General features: G+C 44.6%; 18 protein-coding genes and 1 pseudogene. 5 read left to right on the forward strand and 14 right to left on the reverse strand.

Going from position 1 to position 17,360, the window contains the following annotated elements; genetic code table 11:
• Positions 1-5: 5 nt before the first annotated feature.
• The 10 genes from CCVT_RS06910 to hemB form a co-directional block, all read right to left on the reverse strand.
• Positions 6-521 (reverse strand): DUF5416 family protein, encoded by a 516-nt coding sequence (locus tag CCVT_RS06910; protein WP_018136205.1) that lies wholly within the window; start codon positions 519-521, stop codon positions 6-8.
• Positions 521-1,981: an HlyD family type I secretion periplasmic adaptor subunit gene (locus CCVT_RS06915; RefSeq protein ID WP_018136204.1), complete on the reverse strand. Its 1,461-nt coding sequence runs from the start codon at positions 1,979-1,981 to the stop codon at positions 521-523. Before CCVT_RS06915 ends, CCVT_RS06910 begins: the two co-directional genes overlap by 1 nt.
• 2 nt (positions 1,982-1,983) lie before the next feature.
• Entirely contained in the window at positions 1,984-4,122 is a 2,139-nt protein-coding gene (locus CCVT_RS06920; protein WP_018136203.1) for a type I secretion system permease/ATPase, read from the reverse strand.
• A gap of 3 nt (positions 4,123-4,125) precedes the next feature.
• On the reverse strand, positions 4,126-6,075 hold the full coding sequence (locus tag CCVT_RS06925; RefSeq protein WP_018136202.1) for a bifunctional diguanylate cyclase/phosphodiesterase: 1,950 nt from the start codon (positions 6,073-6,075) through the stop codon (positions 4,126-4,128).
• A complete protein-coding gene (locus CCVT_RS06930; RefSeq protein WP_018136201.1) occupies positions 6,072-6,737 on the reverse strand; it encodes a transglutaminase-like cysteine peptidase in 666 nt (221 codons plus the stop codon). The genes CCVT_RS06925 and CCVT_RS06930 overlap by 4 nt, the downstream gene beginning before the upstream one ends.
• Positions 6,738-6,745: 8 nt before the next feature.
• Complete coding sequence (locus CCVT_RS06935; RefSeq protein ID WP_018136200.1) at positions 6,746-8,446, reverse strand: TolC family protein; 1,701 nt, start codon at positions 8,444-8,446, stop codon at positions 6,746-6,748.
• A 107-nt stretch (positions 8,447-8,553) separates the two neighbouring features.
• Positions 8,554-9,915, reverse strand: coding sequence for an oxygen-independent coproporphyrinogen III oxidase (gene hemN, locus CCVT_RS06940; protein ID WP_018136199.1), 1,362 nt, complete (start codon positions 9,913-9,915; stop codon positions 8,554-8,556).
• Positions 9,908-10,399 (reverse strand): DUF2603 domain-containing protein, encoded by a 492-nt coding sequence (locus CCVT_RS06945; RefSeq protein WP_026175428.1) that lies wholly within the window; start codon positions 10,397-10,399, stop codon positions 9,908-9,910. The genes hemN and CCVT_RS06945 overlap by 8 nt, the downstream gene beginning before the upstream one ends.
• Positions 10,400-10,418: 19 nt before the next feature.
• The gene (gene argF, locus CCVT_RS06950) at positions 10,419-11,333 is read right to left on the reverse strand and encodes an ornithine carbamoyltransferase (RefSeq protein WP_018136197.1); all 915 of its coding nucleotides are present in this window, start codon (positions 11,331-11,333) and stop codon (positions 10,419-10,421) included.
• A 25-nt stretch (positions 11,334-11,358) separates the two neighbouring features.
• On the reverse strand, positions 11,359-12,336 hold the full coding sequence (gene hemB, locus CCVT_RS06955; RefSeq protein WP_018136196.1) for a porphobilinogen synthase: 978 nt from the start codon (positions 12,334-12,336) through the stop codon (positions 11,359-11,361).
• Between the two features lie 61 nt (positions 12,337-12,397).
• On the opposite strand from hemB, the gene ribA reads away from it, so the two are divergent.
• The 5 genes and pseudogenes from ribA to htpX all read left to right on the forward strand — a co-directional run bounded on the left by ribA (position 12,398) and on the right by htpX (position 14,930).
• The gene (ribA, locus tag CCVT_RS06960) at positions 12,398-12,967 is read left to right on the forward strand and encodes a GTP cyclohydrolase II (RefSeq protein WP_009650507.1); all 570 of its coding nucleotides are present in this window, start codon (positions 12,398-12,400) and stop codon (positions 12,965-12,967) included.
• On the forward strand, positions 12,960-13,520 hold the full coding sequence (gene rsmG / locus CCVT_RS06965) for a 16S rRNA (guanine(527)-N(7))-methyltransferase RsmG (RefSeq protein WP_018136195.1): 561 nt from the start codon (positions 12,960-12,962) through the stop codon (positions 13,518-13,520). The genes ribA and rsmG overlap by 8 nt, the downstream gene beginning before the upstream one ends.
• Entirely contained in the window at positions 13,513-13,713 is a 201-nt protein-coding gene (locus CCVT_RS06970) for a PP0621 family protein (RefSeq protein WP_018136194.1), read from the forward strand. The genes rsmG and CCVT_RS06970 overlap by 8 nt, the downstream gene beginning before the upstream one ends.
• The gene (locus CCVT_RS06975; protein WP_018136193.1) at positions 13,704-14,078 is read left to right on the forward strand and encodes a hypothetical protein; all 375 of its coding nucleotides are present in this window, start codon (positions 13,704-13,706) and stop codon (positions 14,076-14,078) included. The genes CCVT_RS06970 and CCVT_RS06975 overlap by 10 nt, the downstream gene beginning before the upstream one ends.
• Positions 14,065-14,930, forward strand: a pseudogene (htpX, locus tag CCVT_RS06980) (zinc metalloprotease HtpX). Before CCVT_RS06975 ends, htpX begins: the two are co-directional and overlap by 14 nt.
• A gap of 298 nt (positions 14,931-15,228) precedes the next feature.
• Here the strand turns inward: htpX and CCVT_RS06985 are convergent.
• The 4 genes from CCVT_RS06985 to cmeU all read right to left on the reverse strand — a co-directional run bounded on the left by CCVT_RS06985 (position 15,229) and on the right by cmeU (position 17,359).
• Positions 15,229-15,612, reverse strand: a complete 384-nt coding sequence (locus tag CCVT_RS06985) for a hypothetical protein (RefSeq protein WP_009650571.1) — start codon at positions 15,610-15,612, stop codon at positions 15,229-15,231.
• An 8-nt stretch (positions 15,613-15,620) separates the two neighbouring features.
• Positions 15,621-16,052 (reverse strand): hypothetical protein, encoded by a 432-nt coding sequence (locus tag CCVT_RS06990; protein WP_018136192.1) that lies wholly within the window; start codon positions 16,050-16,052, stop codon positions 15,621-15,623.
• Between the two features lie 61 nt (positions 16,053-16,113).
• Positions 16,114-17,127: an alanine racemase gene (locus CCVT_RS06995; RefSeq protein WP_018136191.1), complete on the reverse strand. Its 1,014-nt coding sequence runs from the start codon at positions 17,125-17,127 to the stop codon at positions 16,114-16,116.
• The gene (gene cmeU / locus CCVT_RS07000) at positions 17,120-17,359 is read right to left on the reverse strand and encodes a CmeU family protein (protein ID WP_018136190.1); all 240 of its coding nucleotides are present in this window, start codon (positions 17,357-17,359) and stop codon (positions 17,120-17,122) included. Before cmeU ends, CCVT_RS06995 begins: the two co-directional genes overlap by 8 nt.
• Position 17,360 lies beyond the last annotated feature (1 nt).

The following is a 17,360-nucleotide window of genomic DNA, read 5'->3' on the forward strand; positions in this document are numbered from 1 at the left end:
TCATCTTATTTGCATATTTTTTCATAAATCATATTTTCATTTATAAAAACAAAAATATGACGCGCCCTGTCCTCTTCTTTTTTATAGCCATACTCAAAGGTCGATAAAAACTCGAGCACGCGCTTTGACTCTTCGTTTAAAAATATATTCATCTCAAAGCCCTCGTTTGATAAAGCGTATCTATACGGAGCGCTCAAGGATAGCTTATCCAGGTCAAATTTTAGATTATCGTTGCTCTCGTCGTAGCCTTTTATGACGATTTTTAAATTTTTTATGACCTCGTCTTTGATCTTGATGTCATCAAACTTAAAAATTTCACCCTCCTGTGGCCCTTGCGCCAAAATTTCATCAAAGCTTTTAATGCAGTCTGCAAAGACCAGATCTTTTATCTCGCGCCCTATCAGGTCACACTCCTCTTTGCCTTTAATGATAACGTGATCTTCTATCGATCTTGGCTTTAAAATTTCATAATCTTTAAAATTTTTATCGTAATAGGCGTTTTTTACGGCTTTATCAGACATCATCTCTCCGTCAAAGCGTTGTTTTTAGCTTTTAATATCGGCTTAAGAAGATAATCAAGTATCGTCTTTTTGCCCGTAATGATATCGGCAGAAACGATCATGCCTACCTTTATGCGAAGCGGCTTTTCCTCGCTTCCAAGATAGTTTTTATCAGTCTCGATACGCACTAGATAGTAGCTCTCGCCAGTCTTCTCGTTCGTCTCGGTGTCAGCGCTGATTTGTGTCACCTTTCCTTTAAGCCCACCGTAAATGCTAAAATCATAAGCTGTGAATTTCACTATCGTATCAAGTCCCGGTCTCAAAAACGCGACATCGGCCGGCTTGACCTTTACCTCAGCTACGAGCTTGTCCTCTAGCGGCACGATCTCAGCAATATTTTCTCCGGGCTTTATGACACCAGAAATCGTATGCACCATCATTTTACTGACTATGCCGTTTACAGGAGAGCGCACATAGGTCCTTTCGACCCTGTCGCTAAGACTGATCTGCGACTCGCTGATACGAGCGATCTCGGCGGAGACTTCGTTTAGCTCCTTTTTGGCGTTATTTTTAAACGCGAGCTTCGCCTCGGCTATCTTATTTTGCGCCTCTTTTATGGTAGACTCCACACGAGGCAGAGCTAAAACAGAGGCGTCCAGCTCGCCTTTTAGGTCATTTACTCGCCTTTGAAGCTGGATATACTCGACCTCGCTTACGAGCCCTTTTTTAAATATCGGCTCCATGATAGCCTTTTCTTTTAGCATGAGGTTGTAGCTGTTTTGCGTTTGTGAAATTTTATTTTTAAGCTCGGTCAGTTCGCTTTGGCGTTGGGTTATCTGCTCGGTTAGAATTCTTATCTGCTCGTCAAGATGCTCTAAATTTGAATTATGTAGGCTGATCTCATATTTTATGGCTTTGGTGTTATTTGCGTCGCGCTTTTCGTCATAGACGAATTCTTTATCGTTTGCCTCGGCATCAAGTCGCATAAATTTCGCCTCCAGTTCGTCAAGCCTGAGCTTAGACTCTCCGTAGCTACTAGAGAAATTTTTGTTGTCTATCCTTAAAATGATCTGATCTTTTTTGACCTCGTCACCCTCTTTTACGAAAATCGCATCTACGATGCCGCCTTCGAGGTTTTGTATGGCTTGATTTTTCCCTGACGGGATTATCTTGCCGCTTCCTCTTGTTATCTCGTCTATCTGCGCCCACGAAGCCCAAACGATGAGCCAAAAGATCGTAAAGCTAAGAGCGTATAATATCTTTTTAGACGTTGAGGGTGCTTTCGCGAGCACGGCTTCAGAGAGGCTGGACATAAATTTTAGATCGTATGCGTCATAGTCTTTGGCCTGGATGCCGGCCTTGATATCTTTAACTCCATCAAAGATATCGGTGCTCGCGCGCTCTTGCTCTTCAAGAGTGCTTGGTTGCTTTGCTTCTTGATCCTCGGTAGGGATTGATTGAGTATTTTTTTCTTCTTGCATGTTTACTTCCCGCTAAGTCGTGCCAAAACTTCATCTCTTGGACCGTCTAAAAGAATTTTACCGTTATCCATGACTATGAGCCTATCTACCAGATCGAGCATCGATGTCCTGTGCGTTATGAGTAGCATCGTTTTATTTTTCATATTTATCTTTAAATTTGCCTTCAGCTTACTCTCGACGGTGCTGTCGAGCGAATTTGTAGGCTCGTCCAGCAAAATGATAGGACTATCAAGCAAAAATGCTCTTGCCACGGCGATACTTTGGCGCTGTCCGCCACTGATACCGTCGCCTCGCTCGAAAACCGGCATGTCAAAGCCCAAAGGATGGGCGTTCACATATTCATCCACTCCGCTTATCTTGGCGGCTTTGATGATCTGCATATCATCGACGTAAGGCGCTTTTTGCACGATATTTTCCCTGACCGTGCCTTTAAAGAGCACGACGTCTTGCGGCACATAGCCTATATTTCTGCGAAGATCGGCGGGATCGATTTGATTTATGTCTATGCCATCTATCAACACCGCTCCTTCAGTCGGCGAATAAAGCCCTAAAATGAGCTTTTGCAAAGTCGTTTTGCCAGAGCCGTTTTTGCCGATTATGCCTACTTTTTCACCTGCTGATATCACGAAATTTATCCTGTCTAGCGAGCCTTTCGTAGTCTCTGGGTATGTGAAGCTGACATTTTTAAATTCTATCCTTCCGGCGAAGGAATTTCGTCTTACGAATTTCTTGCCCTCGGGGCGCTCCACTGGCATTTGCATGATCTTGCTAAGGCTGGCGTAAGCAGTCTTTGTCTGCTCGAAATTTGCCGCCAGCGACGCGACTTGGCCCATTGGAGCGATAGCGCGCGAGCTGAGCATCACTGCTGCGATGAGCCCGCCCATCGTAAGCTGCGTGCCTTGTATCATATACACGCCAAGAACAATGATAGCGATCGTGTTTAGCTGCACCAAAAACGATGTGACCGTCGTTATCGAGGTCGTTATCATTTTTGACTTTATGCTTCTGTTTGCTATCTCGCCGGTGGCCTCTTCCCAGTTCCACTGCACATGGCCGCTAGCTCCCAGCGTCTTTATGGTCTCAAGCCCGCTCAGGCTCTCTATCAATATCCCGTTCTTTGCTGCCGAGGCCTCAAATGTGCTTTTTATCGCATTTTGCAAAGGATCTTTTATAAAAAACGTGTAGCACAAGATAGATAGCATTATGACGATAGGCACGATGACTAGGTAGCTGCCTATGAAATATGTGACTATCAAAAATATAAGCGCGAAAGGCAGATCCACGATCGCCGTGATCGAGGCGGAGGAGAAGAAATTCCTAACGGTGTCGAATTCTTTCATATTGCTGGCAAAAGAGCCGACCGACTTTGGTTTGTTGCTAAATTTCATATCCATGACGCGCTCAAAGAGCATTGAGCTCATTATGATGTCGCTCTTTTTGCCTGCTATCTCAAGGAAATACGCTCGCACGAATTTCAAAAAAAGATCGATACCATAAACCACGCTCACGCCAAGAGCAAGCACCCAAAGCGTCTCTACGGCGTTGTTTGGGACAACGCGGTCATAGACGTTCATCGTAAAAAGCGGACTTGCAAGCACGAATAAATTTATGATCAAGCTAGCAAGGATCACGTCTATGTAAATTTTCTTAGAGCGCTTTAGCGTCCCCCAAAACCAATGCTCCTTGCCTGTGTCGATGAGCCTCGTGGAGTTCGTATCCTCCGGGACGAATTCACGCTTTAGATAATAAGCGTAGCCCAAATACTCCTCTTTGAGCTTATCTATCTCGATAGTGCTGCTACCGGAGGCTAGCTCGGGGGTTATCACGTTTGCCGTATTTTTATCGTGGCTTATGGACTGTAAGATGCACGCCTTTTTACCTCGAAGCATCAAAATGCAGGGCAAAACGAGCGGCGAAATTTCCTCGAGCTCTTTTCTGACAAGAGTAGAGGCAAACCCAGCACGAGACGCCGCACGTGAAAAGAGCGACTTCGAGCCGTTTAGCGAAAAGAGCTCTATCTCCTCGCCGTCCTCGACAGGCAGCCCTATCGTGAGAGCGTCGGCGCTGTAAGGGTTGTTGTGAAGCTTAGTGAAGATGACCAAACACTCAAGCAGTTCGTCTTTTATATTTTCATTGTGCATTTATCATCCAATATTTTTGATCTCATCGATATAAATTCCTTGCATATTCATAATGCCAAGCTCGAGCAGCTTTTTCTTTTGCTCCTCGTTTTCAACACCGATGGCTACGAGCTTGATGTCTTTAGAATTCATGATAACCTCAAGCGACTGCCTAGTCTGCGCACTGCCGTTTTCACTAAAAAAGTCTATGATGTTTGCGGCTTGAATTTTAACATAATCAGGATTTAGCTCCTTTAGCCTCTCGATGCTTTTAGCGTCAAGCCCGAAGTGATCAAAGCCAAAGCCAAAGCCAAATTCCTTGAGCTTGTTCGTAAGCTTTATCACGCTTTGCAAGCTAATATCGTCTTTGTTTGGAATTTCTATATAGTTTTTAAATTTAGACGAAGCGCTTATTTTCTTAAGCACAGTCTCGAGCTTGTAAAAATTCTCGTCGGAATTTAAAATTTCCTTGCCTAAATTTATCGCCAAAGAGCCGTCAGGTAAAATTTTGCTAGGTAAAATTTGAGCTATCCTGTTTAAAATATGCAGATCAAGTGCCGCACCAAGGTCGAGTTCGTTTACCATCGGCATGAAATAAGAAGCCATCTGCCACTTACCCTCATCGTCCACAAGACGCAAGTAAAGCTCGTATTGCTCGAATTTATCATCGCTGCTGGCGACCTTTTGAGAGGCGAATTTAAACATATCGTTTTGCATGGATTTTGATATGAGGTCTCGGTATTTTTCCTTACCCATGATGAGCGCATTCGTGCTGTCTTTAAAAATTTTATATGTGAAATTTCCCTCTAAACGCGCATTTGCCAGTGTCACATCAGCTGTCGTCAGCAAAGTGCCTATTTGGCTTTTTGGCTCGTAATCCACTATCGCGGCGTTTGCCGGATACTCGTTTTCGTTGATGGCAAAATGCTGATACGTTTTTTTCATCTCGTCCATTATCTTTTCCGTAAGGCCGGTAACGCTTTGAGGATCTACACTCGGCATCAAGAGCGCAAAGTCGTTGTCATTTAGCCTGGCTATCACGGCGTTAAATTTGCTCTCGTCCACGCAGCTTTTTAAAATTTGAGCGATTTTTATGATGAAGCTTTGCCATTTCTCAAAGCCTAAAATTTTCTTTAAATTTACAAGCTCTTTAAAGCTTATAAGCACGATCGCACCGCGAGAATACTCCTCACTTGCAAGGTATTCGCTAAATTTAGTCTGGAAAAATCTCCTGTTGTAAGCTCCGCTCATGCCGTCTTTATAAAGCAATTCTTGGTATTTATTGAGCGTAGCGGCCTCTCTTTCAAATATATCCTCGACCTTTTTGACCATCGAGTTCATCGCAAGCACCATCTGCCTAAGATCGGTCGTGAAAGGGATCTTTTCTTGGATCAAGAATTTATTATCAAGTATCGCTTCGGCTTGATTTTGCACCTTTAGCAAAGGCTTGAATATCGCCTTTAGCCCAAAATAGCTCACCACGAGCGAGACGGCTATCATCGCAAGCAAAAATTCGAATATATTTTTTATATTGGAGTAAAGCTCGTTATAAGCAAGTGCAGTGCTACCTTGAACGTAAAGAGTGCCAAATTTCGCCCAGCCGGTCATTATCTCGCTTTGAGCTATCGGAGCTTCAAATTTTGCGAATTTGAAAAACCACTCCGGCACGCCCATAGCTTGGGTAGGTTGAGAGCTTTCTATCAAAATTTTACCGTCTACGTCCTCTAGCTTTATGAGCTGATAGCGACCGCTGTCAAACATCGAATTTATCATCGTCTCAGCCATCGACATATCGTCGGGATCTATGATAGGCTTTAGCGCTAGGCCTAAAGAATTTGCCGTATGCCTGGCGTTTTCACCAAGCTGGTCGTTGATGTAGTTATTCAAGCTTTTAAAATTCAAATATCCTACCGCCATGAATATCACGATACCAAAAGCTATCACAGCCAACATGATCTGTTTAAATAGTGTCATAAATCCTCTTTTTGCATTTTATCTATCAGTTCTAACCATTTCGGGTTTTGTTTTTTATTGCCGCCCGGAACGACCTGCCCCAGCCCCTCTTGCTTTGCGAGATAAAGCGAGTCGCCGTTAAAGCTATAAACCGGCAAAAGATCAGTCCTTTGTGTCGCGATCTTGATCTTGCCGTTTATGTTGTCTAGTATGAGCGGGATCGATTTTGGCGTCTCATAATACGAAAGTACCATGTGAGCTTGATTGTATTTTAGAGCCTTGACGTAGGTAAAATATAATTTATCCGTCGGGACTCCAAGCTGCTTTAGCGTAAAATACTTCGCTATCACGTAATCCTCGCAATCGCCCGCACCCTTACCTAAAAATTCCATCCTTGTAGCCCAATAATCCTTTTTACCCCAAACTTCCATATCGGTAGTCCATCTTAGCGCATTGAAAAAATCATTGACCTTAACGAGCTTCTCTTGAACGCTCGCATTTTGTAAAGAGGACATCAGCGCATTTAAAGCACTCGCCCTTCGTCTGGCGTCCTCTCCGTAAATTTGACCCATTTTCGCTATCGTGGAGGATTTTATGAAATCAGCTACCAACCCGCATGCGAAAATAGATAAAAGAGCGCCAAAACTAAGCGCTCTTAAGGCTTTTACGACCTTTTTGGTCATATCCTAGGCTACCTTAGATCGTTTTGAATACTGCAAGCACCCTGGATATATCTCTTTGCAAAACCAGGCTCGAAGCTGTCAGAGATCATACCCATGTTGTCAAGCAGCCTAAATTTCGCATAAAGCAGCGCCGTTTCGGTATTTATTATCTCTTTTAGCGCGGTATTGTATTCGCTCTCTGCATCGAGCAAATTTATAAGGTCGCGGCGGCCTATCCTAAATTCGTCCTGATATGCGTCCAGCGTCGCTTTAGCGTATTCGACGTGCTGATTTAAGTAGCTCATTTTTTCCTGTTCTAAAGTGTAGTTTTGCCACGAAAATTCCAAAGACTCTCTAAGCTCTCTTAAGAGATTGTCCAAAGTTTGCTGCTCTTGTTGCACTGCCAGTCTGCTTTTTTCTTTATCTAGCTTGTCGTTTCCTTTGTTATAAAGGTTGTAGTTTAGCCTCACGAGCGCATCGAAAGTCTGCTCCTCGTAATTATCATAAAGCACGTTCGTGTGATCGTATCCGCCAGATACTACCAAATCGACCTTTGGTAAAAACGGCGCATTTTTCTCTTTTACCACCGACTCGGCCATTGCGATGTTTGATCGCTGCACCAATAAAGACGGGTTACAAAGCATCGCTTTATCATAAACGGCTTGTTTTGTCGCAGGTAAAGGAAGCGTGAAATCAGGCATTATCAAATTTTTAGCCTCTACCTTTTTGCCATATAGCTTTTCAAACGTAGAGAGCGCATCCTCGTAATTATTTTTTGCAGCCACATAGTTTGACTGAGCCAAGGTGTAGCGAGAGCCGGCCTGACGCTGCTCGGAGACTATACCGTATCCTGACTGCGCCCTGTCTTTGATCTGATCGAAAATTTCTTGATGATTTTTGACGTTTTGCTCTTCTACCTCTAAAATTTTCTTGGTTTTTATGACTTCCAGATACGCATTAGTCATGCTTAAAGACAGCCTATCGGCAGCCTGAGCCACGCTGTAAGCAGCCGAGTCCATGCGAGCGCTTTGAGAATTTATCCTGTTTTTATCTGCGCCGCCGTTATATAAATTTTCGACTAAAGTCAAAGTAGCGCCAGACACCCTGCCGTCGCCTTTTTGTGTCGTTATGCCGTTATCAAGGCGTTTTCTCTCGTATCCCACGCGACCTGAAGCGTCTAGTGTCGGATAGTAAGCGTTTTTAGCCATATTTAGGTCTTTGCCCACTTGTAGATAGTTAAATTCGACCGCTTTTAAATTTGGATTTTCGTTCAAAACGGACCTTACGACATCGTTTAGGGCCAAAATACTATCGTCACTCTTTTGTGCAGGCGCTTGATCCGGCTTTGCCATCGCTTGCTCGATGCCGACTTTGGTATCGCCGGTGCTATTTGCAATAGAATTTTCATTTGTAGTTTGATTATCTTTGCGTTTCATGAACGCATCTTTATATCCCGACGCGTCTCTTACCTTGCCTAGTAGCTCGTTAGCCTGCGCGGCGGAGACTGGCGTAGTATCGACATAGACGAATTTTCGTCCGTTTAGATCGTAGCTTCCCACACTTAGCCTGGAGTCTTGCGAAATTTTATCGCTTATCTCTTTTACTACGTTGTTTACTCTGTTTTGATCGCCGTTTTGGCTAAACGTAGCGACGAAGATCCTATAAGACATATCCTGTGCGGACAACACCATAGCGGCCGTAAGAGCGCTGATTGCAAACATTTTTTTCATCGTAAAATCCTTTTTATTTTGGCTCGATAAAACACGTCGTTTCTATGAGCCGTTTATTATACATAAAAGAGAATTAAACGTTTTTTAAATAATCTGTAACCTAAAATTTAAATCGTTTTTGAGTAGCGCCTCAAATTTTCAGGAATTTTTTGCAAATACTCGTCAAAGCACATCGCGATATTGCGTATGATGAGCGTTCCCGTCTCATTTACACTGATCTTTTCAGGAGTAATCTTTACAAAATCCTTCAGCTCTTCAAGCTGTTTTAGCTCGCTTTTAAAATGTTCGAAAAATTTCACGCCAAATTCGGCCTCGACCGCCTTTATATCGAGTGCAAAGTTACTCATCAGACTCATTATCACGGTCTTTCTGAGCAAGTCCTCATCGCTTAGATAAATACCTTTTGCATAAGGCAAAATCCCGCTATCAAGCGCGGCTTCATACTGATCCATATCTTTGAAATTTTGCGCGTAATGGCGTTTGCACTCGCCGATACTAGTCACGCCGATACCTATCAGATCGGCTCCACCCTTTGTCGTGTAGCCTTGGAAATTCCTATGCAGCGTGCCATTTGCAAGTGCGGCAAAAAGCTCGTCGTTTGGCTTTGCGAAGTGATCCATCCCTATCATCTTGTAGCCGTTTTTCGTCAAAAATTCCGCCGTATATTTTAAAATTTCAAGCTTTACCTGCGGGCTTGGTAGCGTCGTTTCGTCAAATTTACGCATAGATTTTTTTATCCACGGCACGTGAGCGTAGTTAAAGATCGCAAGACGGTCCGGATCGAGCGTGAGGGCAAGCTCTAATGTGTGCTTGAAGCTATCCAAACTCTGATAAGGCAAGCCGTAAATGAGGTCCATATTTACCGAGTTTATGCCCTTTTTACGCGCTAAATTCACCGCATTTTGCGTGATCTCGTATGGCTGGATACGGTGGATCTCTTTTTGAACCTTCTCATCAAAGTCCTGCACGCCGTAGCTCACGCGGTTAAAGCCGTGAGAGACCAGCACGTCAAGCTGCGCTTCGTTTAAAAACCTGGGATCGATCTCACAGCTTACTTCGGCGTTTGGCAAGAAATTTTGAAATTTCGCCTTTATAAGGCGAATGATCCTGTCAAGCTGAGTGGCATCGTAAAATGTCGGAGTGCCGCCACCAAAGTGCATTTGCAGCACGGGCACGCTAGTATCCAGATGTGCGCTTAAAATTTCAAGCTCCTTTTCAAGGTAACCGATATATCGCTCTTTGCGGTCGTCTTTGCTCGTGTAGATCACGTTACAGCCGCAAAAATAGCACGCACTCCTGCAAAATGGCAAGTGCAGATAAAGCGAGAGAGGGCGGCTTTTATCGCGATTTTTAAGCTCGTTTACGTAGTCCTCGTAGCTAAATTTATCGCTAAACTCTGGCGCAGTAGGATAGCTCGTGTAGCGCGGTCCCGGACGCGAATACTTCACATAAGCGCTAAAATCAATCATTTGCCCTGCTCCTTGCAAACTGCATCATCTCTTTGATATTTACAAACAAATTCGGATGCTCTTTTTTTATATTTTTGACGAGCTGGTCGAGGTCGATGTTGAAATTTTTATTTTTCTGCTCGGCGGCGATCTTTTTTATCTCGTCCATCGCAACGACCCAAACATCGCTAAAATCGACCGGAACGTTTTGCCAGATCGTCTTTTCCAGCCGCAGGTCGAAATTTTCCTTTTGTGCCGCGCGATAAGCCTCTATAAGCGCCGAGAGCGACTTTATCGAAACCATCGTGTGTAAATTTTGATGCTCATCTATGCCAAACCAAGGCTCCATGCCGTCCCACGAGCCACTTTTTAGGCTCAGGACGTGCTCGTTTGGATTTTGCGTAGGAACGATCTCAAATATCGTCCTCTCATCGTCCTTTAGCCCCAAACTACTGCTGATCTCGTCTATTTTTTCATAGGCTTTTTCATTTTTTTCTTCACTCATTTTCATCTCGTTTTTAAATTTATCTTTTGTCATTTAGCCAGACCATCACGCCCTTTTGTGCGTGCAGGCGGTTCTGCGCCTCTGCAAAAATCTCATCCGCATGCGCTTCAAGCACCGCTTCGCTCACTTCATATCCGCGATACGCTGGCAAGCAGTGCAAAAATAGCGCGTTTTTAGCGGCTAAGCTCATCAAATTTTCATCGACGCAAAAGCCCGCAAATTCGCGCAAGCGTTTTTCTTTTTCACCCTCTTGCCCCATCGACACCCACGTATCTGTCGTCACCACGTCCGCGCCGGCTACCGCCTCTTTTGGCTCGTTTGAGAGGTAAATTTTAGCTCCTGAAATTTTAGCGTTTTGTTGCGCTTTTTCTAAAATTTTAGTGTCCGGTTCGTAGCTCTTTGGCGTGGCGATACGAAGCTCGAGCCCAAGCTTGCTGGCTAACATCAGCCATGAGTGCGCCATGTTGTTACCGTCTCCGATGTAAGCGACCTTCTCGCCGCTTCCACGTTCCCTCATCGTCAGATAGTCCGCCATGAGCTGCACGGGATGAAATTTATCGCTCAACCCGTTTATGACGGGATTTTGGCTAAATTTTGCAAATTCTTCTAGCGTCTCGTGGCGATTGACGCGCAGCATCGCCATGTCGCACATAGAGCTTATCACGCGTGCGGTGTCCTTTATCGGCTCACCGCGTCCGATTTGCAGGTCGTTTGCGCTTAGAAATAGCGCGTGCCCGCCCAGCTGATACATTCCTACTTCAAAGCTCACGCGCGTCCTGGTCGAGCTTTTCTCAAATATCATCGCCAGCGTTTGATCCTTTAAATACGGCTTAAATTCCCGCGCTTTCGCCTCTTTTTTTATCTCGCGCGCTAAATTTATCATCTGCAAAATTTCATCTTTGCTAAAATCATCAAGCGTCAAAAAATGTCTCATTTTATTCCTTAAATTTAGGCTAAATTTAAAAATTTCGCCTCAAAATTTCTGCCGCCTCTTTGGCGTGATAGCTGATGATGATGTCCGCTCCTGCGCGTTTAAAGCCCACGAGCGTCTCCATCATCACGCGCTCATAGTCGATGACGCCGGCTTTTGCGCCCGCTTTTAAAAGTGCGTATTCGCCGCTCACGTTATACGCGCATATCGGTAGCCTCGTCGCCTCTCGCAGCTCTCTTATGATGTCAAGGTATGCTAACGCGGGCTTTACCATCAAAATATCCGCCCCCTGTGCCTCGTCTTCTAGGCTCTCGCTCACGGCTTCCAGGCGGTTTGCACTATCCATCTGATAGCTCCTGCGGTCGCCAAAGCTAGGCGCACTCTCCGCCACATCGCGAAAAGGCCCGTAGTAAGCCGACGCAAATTTCGTCGAATACGCCATTATCGGCAAATTTTCAAAGCCGTTCTCGTCAAGCGTACCGCGAAGCGTGGCGATGATACCGTCCATCATGCCGCTTGGCGCTATCATATCCGCGCCGTTTTTAGCATGCACGAGAGCCTGTGCGGCGGAGATTTCCAGTGTCGCGTCATTATCGACCGTCTGATGGACGTGATCTAGGATGCCGCAGTGTCCGTGATCGGTGTATTCGCAAAAGCACAGATCGGTCACGACTAGCAAATTTGGAAATTTATCCTTTATCGCTCGAAGCGTGACGGCGATTATGCCCTCATCGCTCAAAGCATCACTGCCGACGCTATCTTTCACGCTTGGTATGCCAAATAAAATCACCGCTTTTATGCCTAAATTTATGACCGTCGCGCACTCTTTTAAAATTTTATCCACGCTCATCTGAAAGACGCCAGGCATCGAGGCGATCTCCTTTTTCACACCCTTGCCCTCCACGACAAAAAGCGGGTAGATGAAGTCGTTCGCACTAAGGTTCGTCTCTCGCACCAAGTCCCTAAACAGCGGATTTATCCTAAGTCTTCTAAAACGTTTAAACATATTTTTGCCTTTACTTTGCTACAATTTTGCCTTAGTGTATCATATTAGGAGTTAAAAATTTATGAATATAAACCTTTCGAGCGAGGCGCACCTGCCTTCGCGTTTCGGGATGTTTGAGATAAAGGCGTTCAAAGAGGGCGAAAAGGAGCATTTGGCGATATTTAAAAGACCCTTTGACGAGGTCGTAAATGTCCGCATCCACTCCGAGTGCCTCACGGGCGATGCCATCGGTAGCCTAAAATGCGACTGCCGCGACCAGCTCGAAGCCAGCCTAAAATACATCGAGGAGCACGGCGGCATGGTCATCTACCTGCGCCAAGAGGGGCGAAATATCGGACTTTTAAACAAAGTAAACGCCTATCATCTCCAAGACAGCGGGCTTGACACGATCGAGGCGAACCATCAGCTGGGCTTTAAAGCCGACGAGCGCACATACGAGATCGTGGATTTTATCTTAAAGCATTTTGGCATCACGAAGATAAATTTACTCACGAACAATCCGCAAAAGCTAATGGGCTTAAAATGCGTGCAGATCGTCTCTCGCGTGCCTATCGTGATACATGCAAATAAATTTAACGAGGGCTACTTGAAAGTCAAAAAAGAGCAAATGGGGCATATGCTCGATGATTGAGATCCCAAGCGATTTTAGCGAGCAAACGGCGAAATTTACGCAAATTTTGGCTAAATTTAACCGCGTGCATAGCCTGACAAATTATAAAAATTTTGATGAGCAAATAAGCGACAGCATTAAGCCGCTTGTTTGGCTAAAATTTTACCCAAAAACGGCGATCGATGTTGGCAGCGGGGCGGGATTTCCCGCGATATTTTTAGCGATGATTTTAAAGGATTGCCAGTGGTGGCTTTTTGAGCCAAATGCGAAAAAATCATCATTTTTAAGCTACATAAAAGCCGAACTAAATTTGCAAAACGTGAATATAAAAAGCTGCAAGATCGAGGCGTGCAAGCCCTTTGTAGCCCAGCTTATCACCAGTCGCGCGCTGATGAAGACAAAAGAGCTGCTTAAAATTTGCCGCGGATTTTATGACGATGAGACGCAAATTTTACTCTACAAAGGAAGCAGCGTAGAGAGCGAGCTAGGCGGTCTTGACGCGCAAATTTACGGCGTCAAAAATAGAAATTATGTATTTTTAAATGTAAAACGAGGCTGGAAAGAAAATGAGTAAAATTTTAATATTTTTGGCTATTTTGCTAGCCATTTATATCGTGTTTTTTAAAATGAAAAAGCGCGGCGATAAAGAGGCGCAAAATTTTGTAGAATGCGCCAAGTGCGGCACTTTCGTCGATATGAAAGAGACCGTTTTAAGTAGCGGCAGATATATCTGTAAAGAGTGCATAAAGGATGAGCGATGCAGCTGATCGGTCACTGGCTAGTGCCCTACGAGCCCTTATTTTGGGTGCAATCCAAAAACGAAATTTCAAACGAGAGGCAAAATTTATTTAAATACGACGAGGACGCGATAGGACGCGCAAAGGAGCTAAACGCCGAATTTAGCGTCATTTGCCACTATGTGAGCGAGGCCATCATCGCAAACGCAGCAGGAGCGAAATTTATCGTTTGCAGCACCCACGAAGCCAAAGAGATCGCGGATCTAGCGCAGTTTTATCTCTTTGACAGCAAAATAGCCTGCGTGATAAAAAGCGAGGACGAGCTTGAAAATTTGGCTAAATTTGGCGTAGATGCCGCGATATTCAGACAAGGCATCATCGGTGGAAATTTTTAAGACCTGTTTTTTGATGGTCGTTTTGATGCTGCTTTTTATCTTTGTAGGTGGCTATGTCGGCGGTCAGCAGGGTATGGTTATTGCCTTTTTAGTCGCACTTGGAATGAATTTTTTCTCATATTTTTTCTCCGACAAGCTCGTGCTAAAACGCTACAACGCCGTAGAGGTCAGCGAAAAAAATGCAAAAGGACTTTACGCGATAGTGCGTAGGTTGAGCCAAAATGCGGGTCTGCCGATGCCAAAAATATACATAATCCCCGAGCGAGCACCAAACGCCTTTGCCACGGGTCGCAACCCCAGCCACGCCGCAGTCGCCGTCACGGAGGGGCTTTTAAATCTGCTTAACGAAAACGAGATCGAGGGTGTGCTGGCTCATGAGCTAAGCCACGTGCGCCACTACGACATCCTCACGGGCTCGATAGCCGCGGTGATGGCCGGAGCTATCGCGATGCTGGCAAATTTCGCAAAATTCGGCGCGGCTTCAGGCTCAAACCGCAACACACAAAAGGGCAACGCGGCCATAATGCTGATAATCGCACTCATAATGCCACTAGCTGCCACGATCATACAAATGGCGATATCCAGAGAGCGAGAATACAAAGCCGATAAAGGCGCAGCGCTACTGACAGGGCATCCCGAGTAGCTAGAAAGCGCCCTAAATAAGCTCGAAAACTACTCGAATTCATACACGATGCAAAACGCCTCGCCGCAAAGCGCGCATATGTTTATCATTAATCCCTTTGGCGGCATCAAAAATACACTAAGCACACTCTTTCGCACGCATCCTATCCTAGCACGAACGATCGTATAGCCGAGCTAAGAAAGATAGAAGCGCAGCTTAAAAATCGATGATTTGCGGCTAAATTTAGCTTTTTAGCAAACAAAAGCGCCTAAGGGAAATCAAAATTTGACCCCGTTTTAAAAAAAGTGTAGATATTTAAAAATTTTATGACGCCCTGGCGTAGTCAAATCTTAATGCGTTCGCAACGCTATGCTTACAGGAAGAACACGGGCAGTGTTTTGAATAAGACGAAGTCGAAGCGTCCCCTTGGGCTACGAGTGGAACGAAGTAGAAAACTTCGCTCGAGGTATGGATGCGGTAGCTGACCGCCAAAATACGACAAGGACAGCTTTTATAGTGGATAAAATTTCATTTTTGATTTAGACAATCAAGCCTCGTGATCTCATACTCAAACAAAAGCTTGCCGTTCTCATCGTAAAAAAGCTGCTGCAACGCGATATTTGCATCAAGCAAAGCAAGCACCTCTTTATCTTTGCAGGCCTCGCGCAGGTTTAAATTTTTAGTCTCCTGCGCATATTTTTTCAGTTCGTTTTCGTTAAATTTCGTGACCCAAGTCTTTTTCGTATCATTTACCCCGTATCTGTAGATCAAAGTATCAGAAACGTTTAAAATATCGTTTAACACGAGGTTTGAGTTGCATCTATGAGGTAAAGCTTTCTTATAAAATTTCGCGTATCTTTCCGCTGCCTGCTCGGCGCTTGAGGCAAATGAAATTTCACACAAAATTAGCAAGAAAATGGCTATTCGCAACTTCTTTTGTCCATTTTGATATCAAAAAAATGCCTACCATCAAGCGCGTATCGACCCTTTAGCGTTATGCCGCGATTTAGCACCGCGTGAGATATCGCCGTAGCACATAAAGCGGCCTTGCCATTTTCGTAAAATTCTTTTTTCAAGGATCTGATCTCGTTTGCGCTATATCGCGAAATTTTTCTATTTTCGGTATCGTTTAGCGCGAAATTTGCCTCAATATCAAGCCCCTTGTAGCTAAGCGACTGCAAAGTCACCATCTCATCAACTCTATGAGGCAGGTTTTCCTTTGCTAACTGCGCGATAAAGGGCGGTATTTGCTCGGTTTTTAGGCTTGCTAGTATCTGCTCGTAAAATTTTATCTCGTTCTCGTCTATGCCAAAGGCGAAGCACGCCAAAAATGCCAGAATGATCTTTCTCATCGATTTCCTTTAAATGATGTTATTCTAGCCGTAAATTTTAAAAATTTAGTAAAGATCGCATTTAGACGAATTTTCGTTTGATGTTTGGTGAGAGTTTTACCAAAATGTCGTAGTTTATCGTATCAAAATATCGCGCCCAAACGTTAGCATCGTCAAACACGCAGACCCACTCGCCCGCGTCCTCACAGCTAAAGCTGTCCATCGACATCTTGCCAAGCATCGCCTTGCCGTTTGCAAGCGGCAGCTCGCCATCTCCAGCGTATCTAAGCAGCCCGTCACCGTATCCTAGATCGTAAGTAGCGATATTTATATCTTTATCGGCGCAAAATTTAGCCCCGTAGCCTACGCATTGACCCGCTTTTAGCACGCGTTCACTCACCTTTTGCGCCCAGAGGCTAAGCACCGGTTTTAAATTTAGACTCTCATTAAACTGCGCGTATCCGTGCTGAGCTATGCCGACTCTGACCATATCGTCGTCAAATTCGCTAAATCTCTCGAGCGCGGCGGAGTTGTGCGAGTGAAAGATCGGATGAGGCATGGAGAATTTCTCGCAAAGCCTTAAAATTTCGGCCTTTGCCTCTTTGAAATTTTGCTTTTGCACGAAATAATCAGCGTTCATCTCATCGCTCGCGCGAAAATGCGTATATGCGCCCTCAAGCGCCAAATCCCTCTCTTGTATGAGCCCGAACGCCGCTTCAAGCTCGCTAAATTTTAGCCCGTTTCTGTGCATATTCGTATCTATGACTAGATGTATGCGCGTGCCATGCTTTATGCGGCTAAGCGCCTTCATATCGTTTATGGCGTATATAAAATTTTGATCTTCATCGCCGTTTGCGATATGCGAAAGGATCAAAATTTTCTCGAAATTTCGCTGTATTTCAAGAGCTTCGCTCTGGCTTTTTACAGCACAAAATTTTATTCCGAATTCGCTCGCCGCAGCGGCTATCAGCTTTGCGCCGTGTCCGTAGGCGTTGTCTTTTAGCACGAGCATGACGCGCTCTTTGCCGCCGGCTTTGTTTGAAATTTGCGTTAGGTTGTGGATATAGGCTTTTTTATTTAAACGTATCTCAGACATTAAAATTCACATCAAATGCGTCATAAACATCGGGCAAGAGCTTTCTTAGGCTGTAATCATAAGCGTAAAATCTCGCGTAGATCTCTTTTAGATCCGCTTTTTTCACGGCGTCAAAGTCAAAAACATCAGTGCCGTTTTTCTTTGGCACTTGCCTGTCCAGCTCGGCGAAAAATTCGCCCCTTGCCTTTAAAATCGCCTCTATTTTTTGTTTTACTACATTTTTATCTTGCATT

Source organism: Campylobacter curvus, from assembly GCF_013372125.1.
Lineage (GTDB): Bacteria > Campylobacterota > Campylobacteria > Campylobacterales > Campylobacteraceae > Campylobacter_A > Campylobacter_A curvus.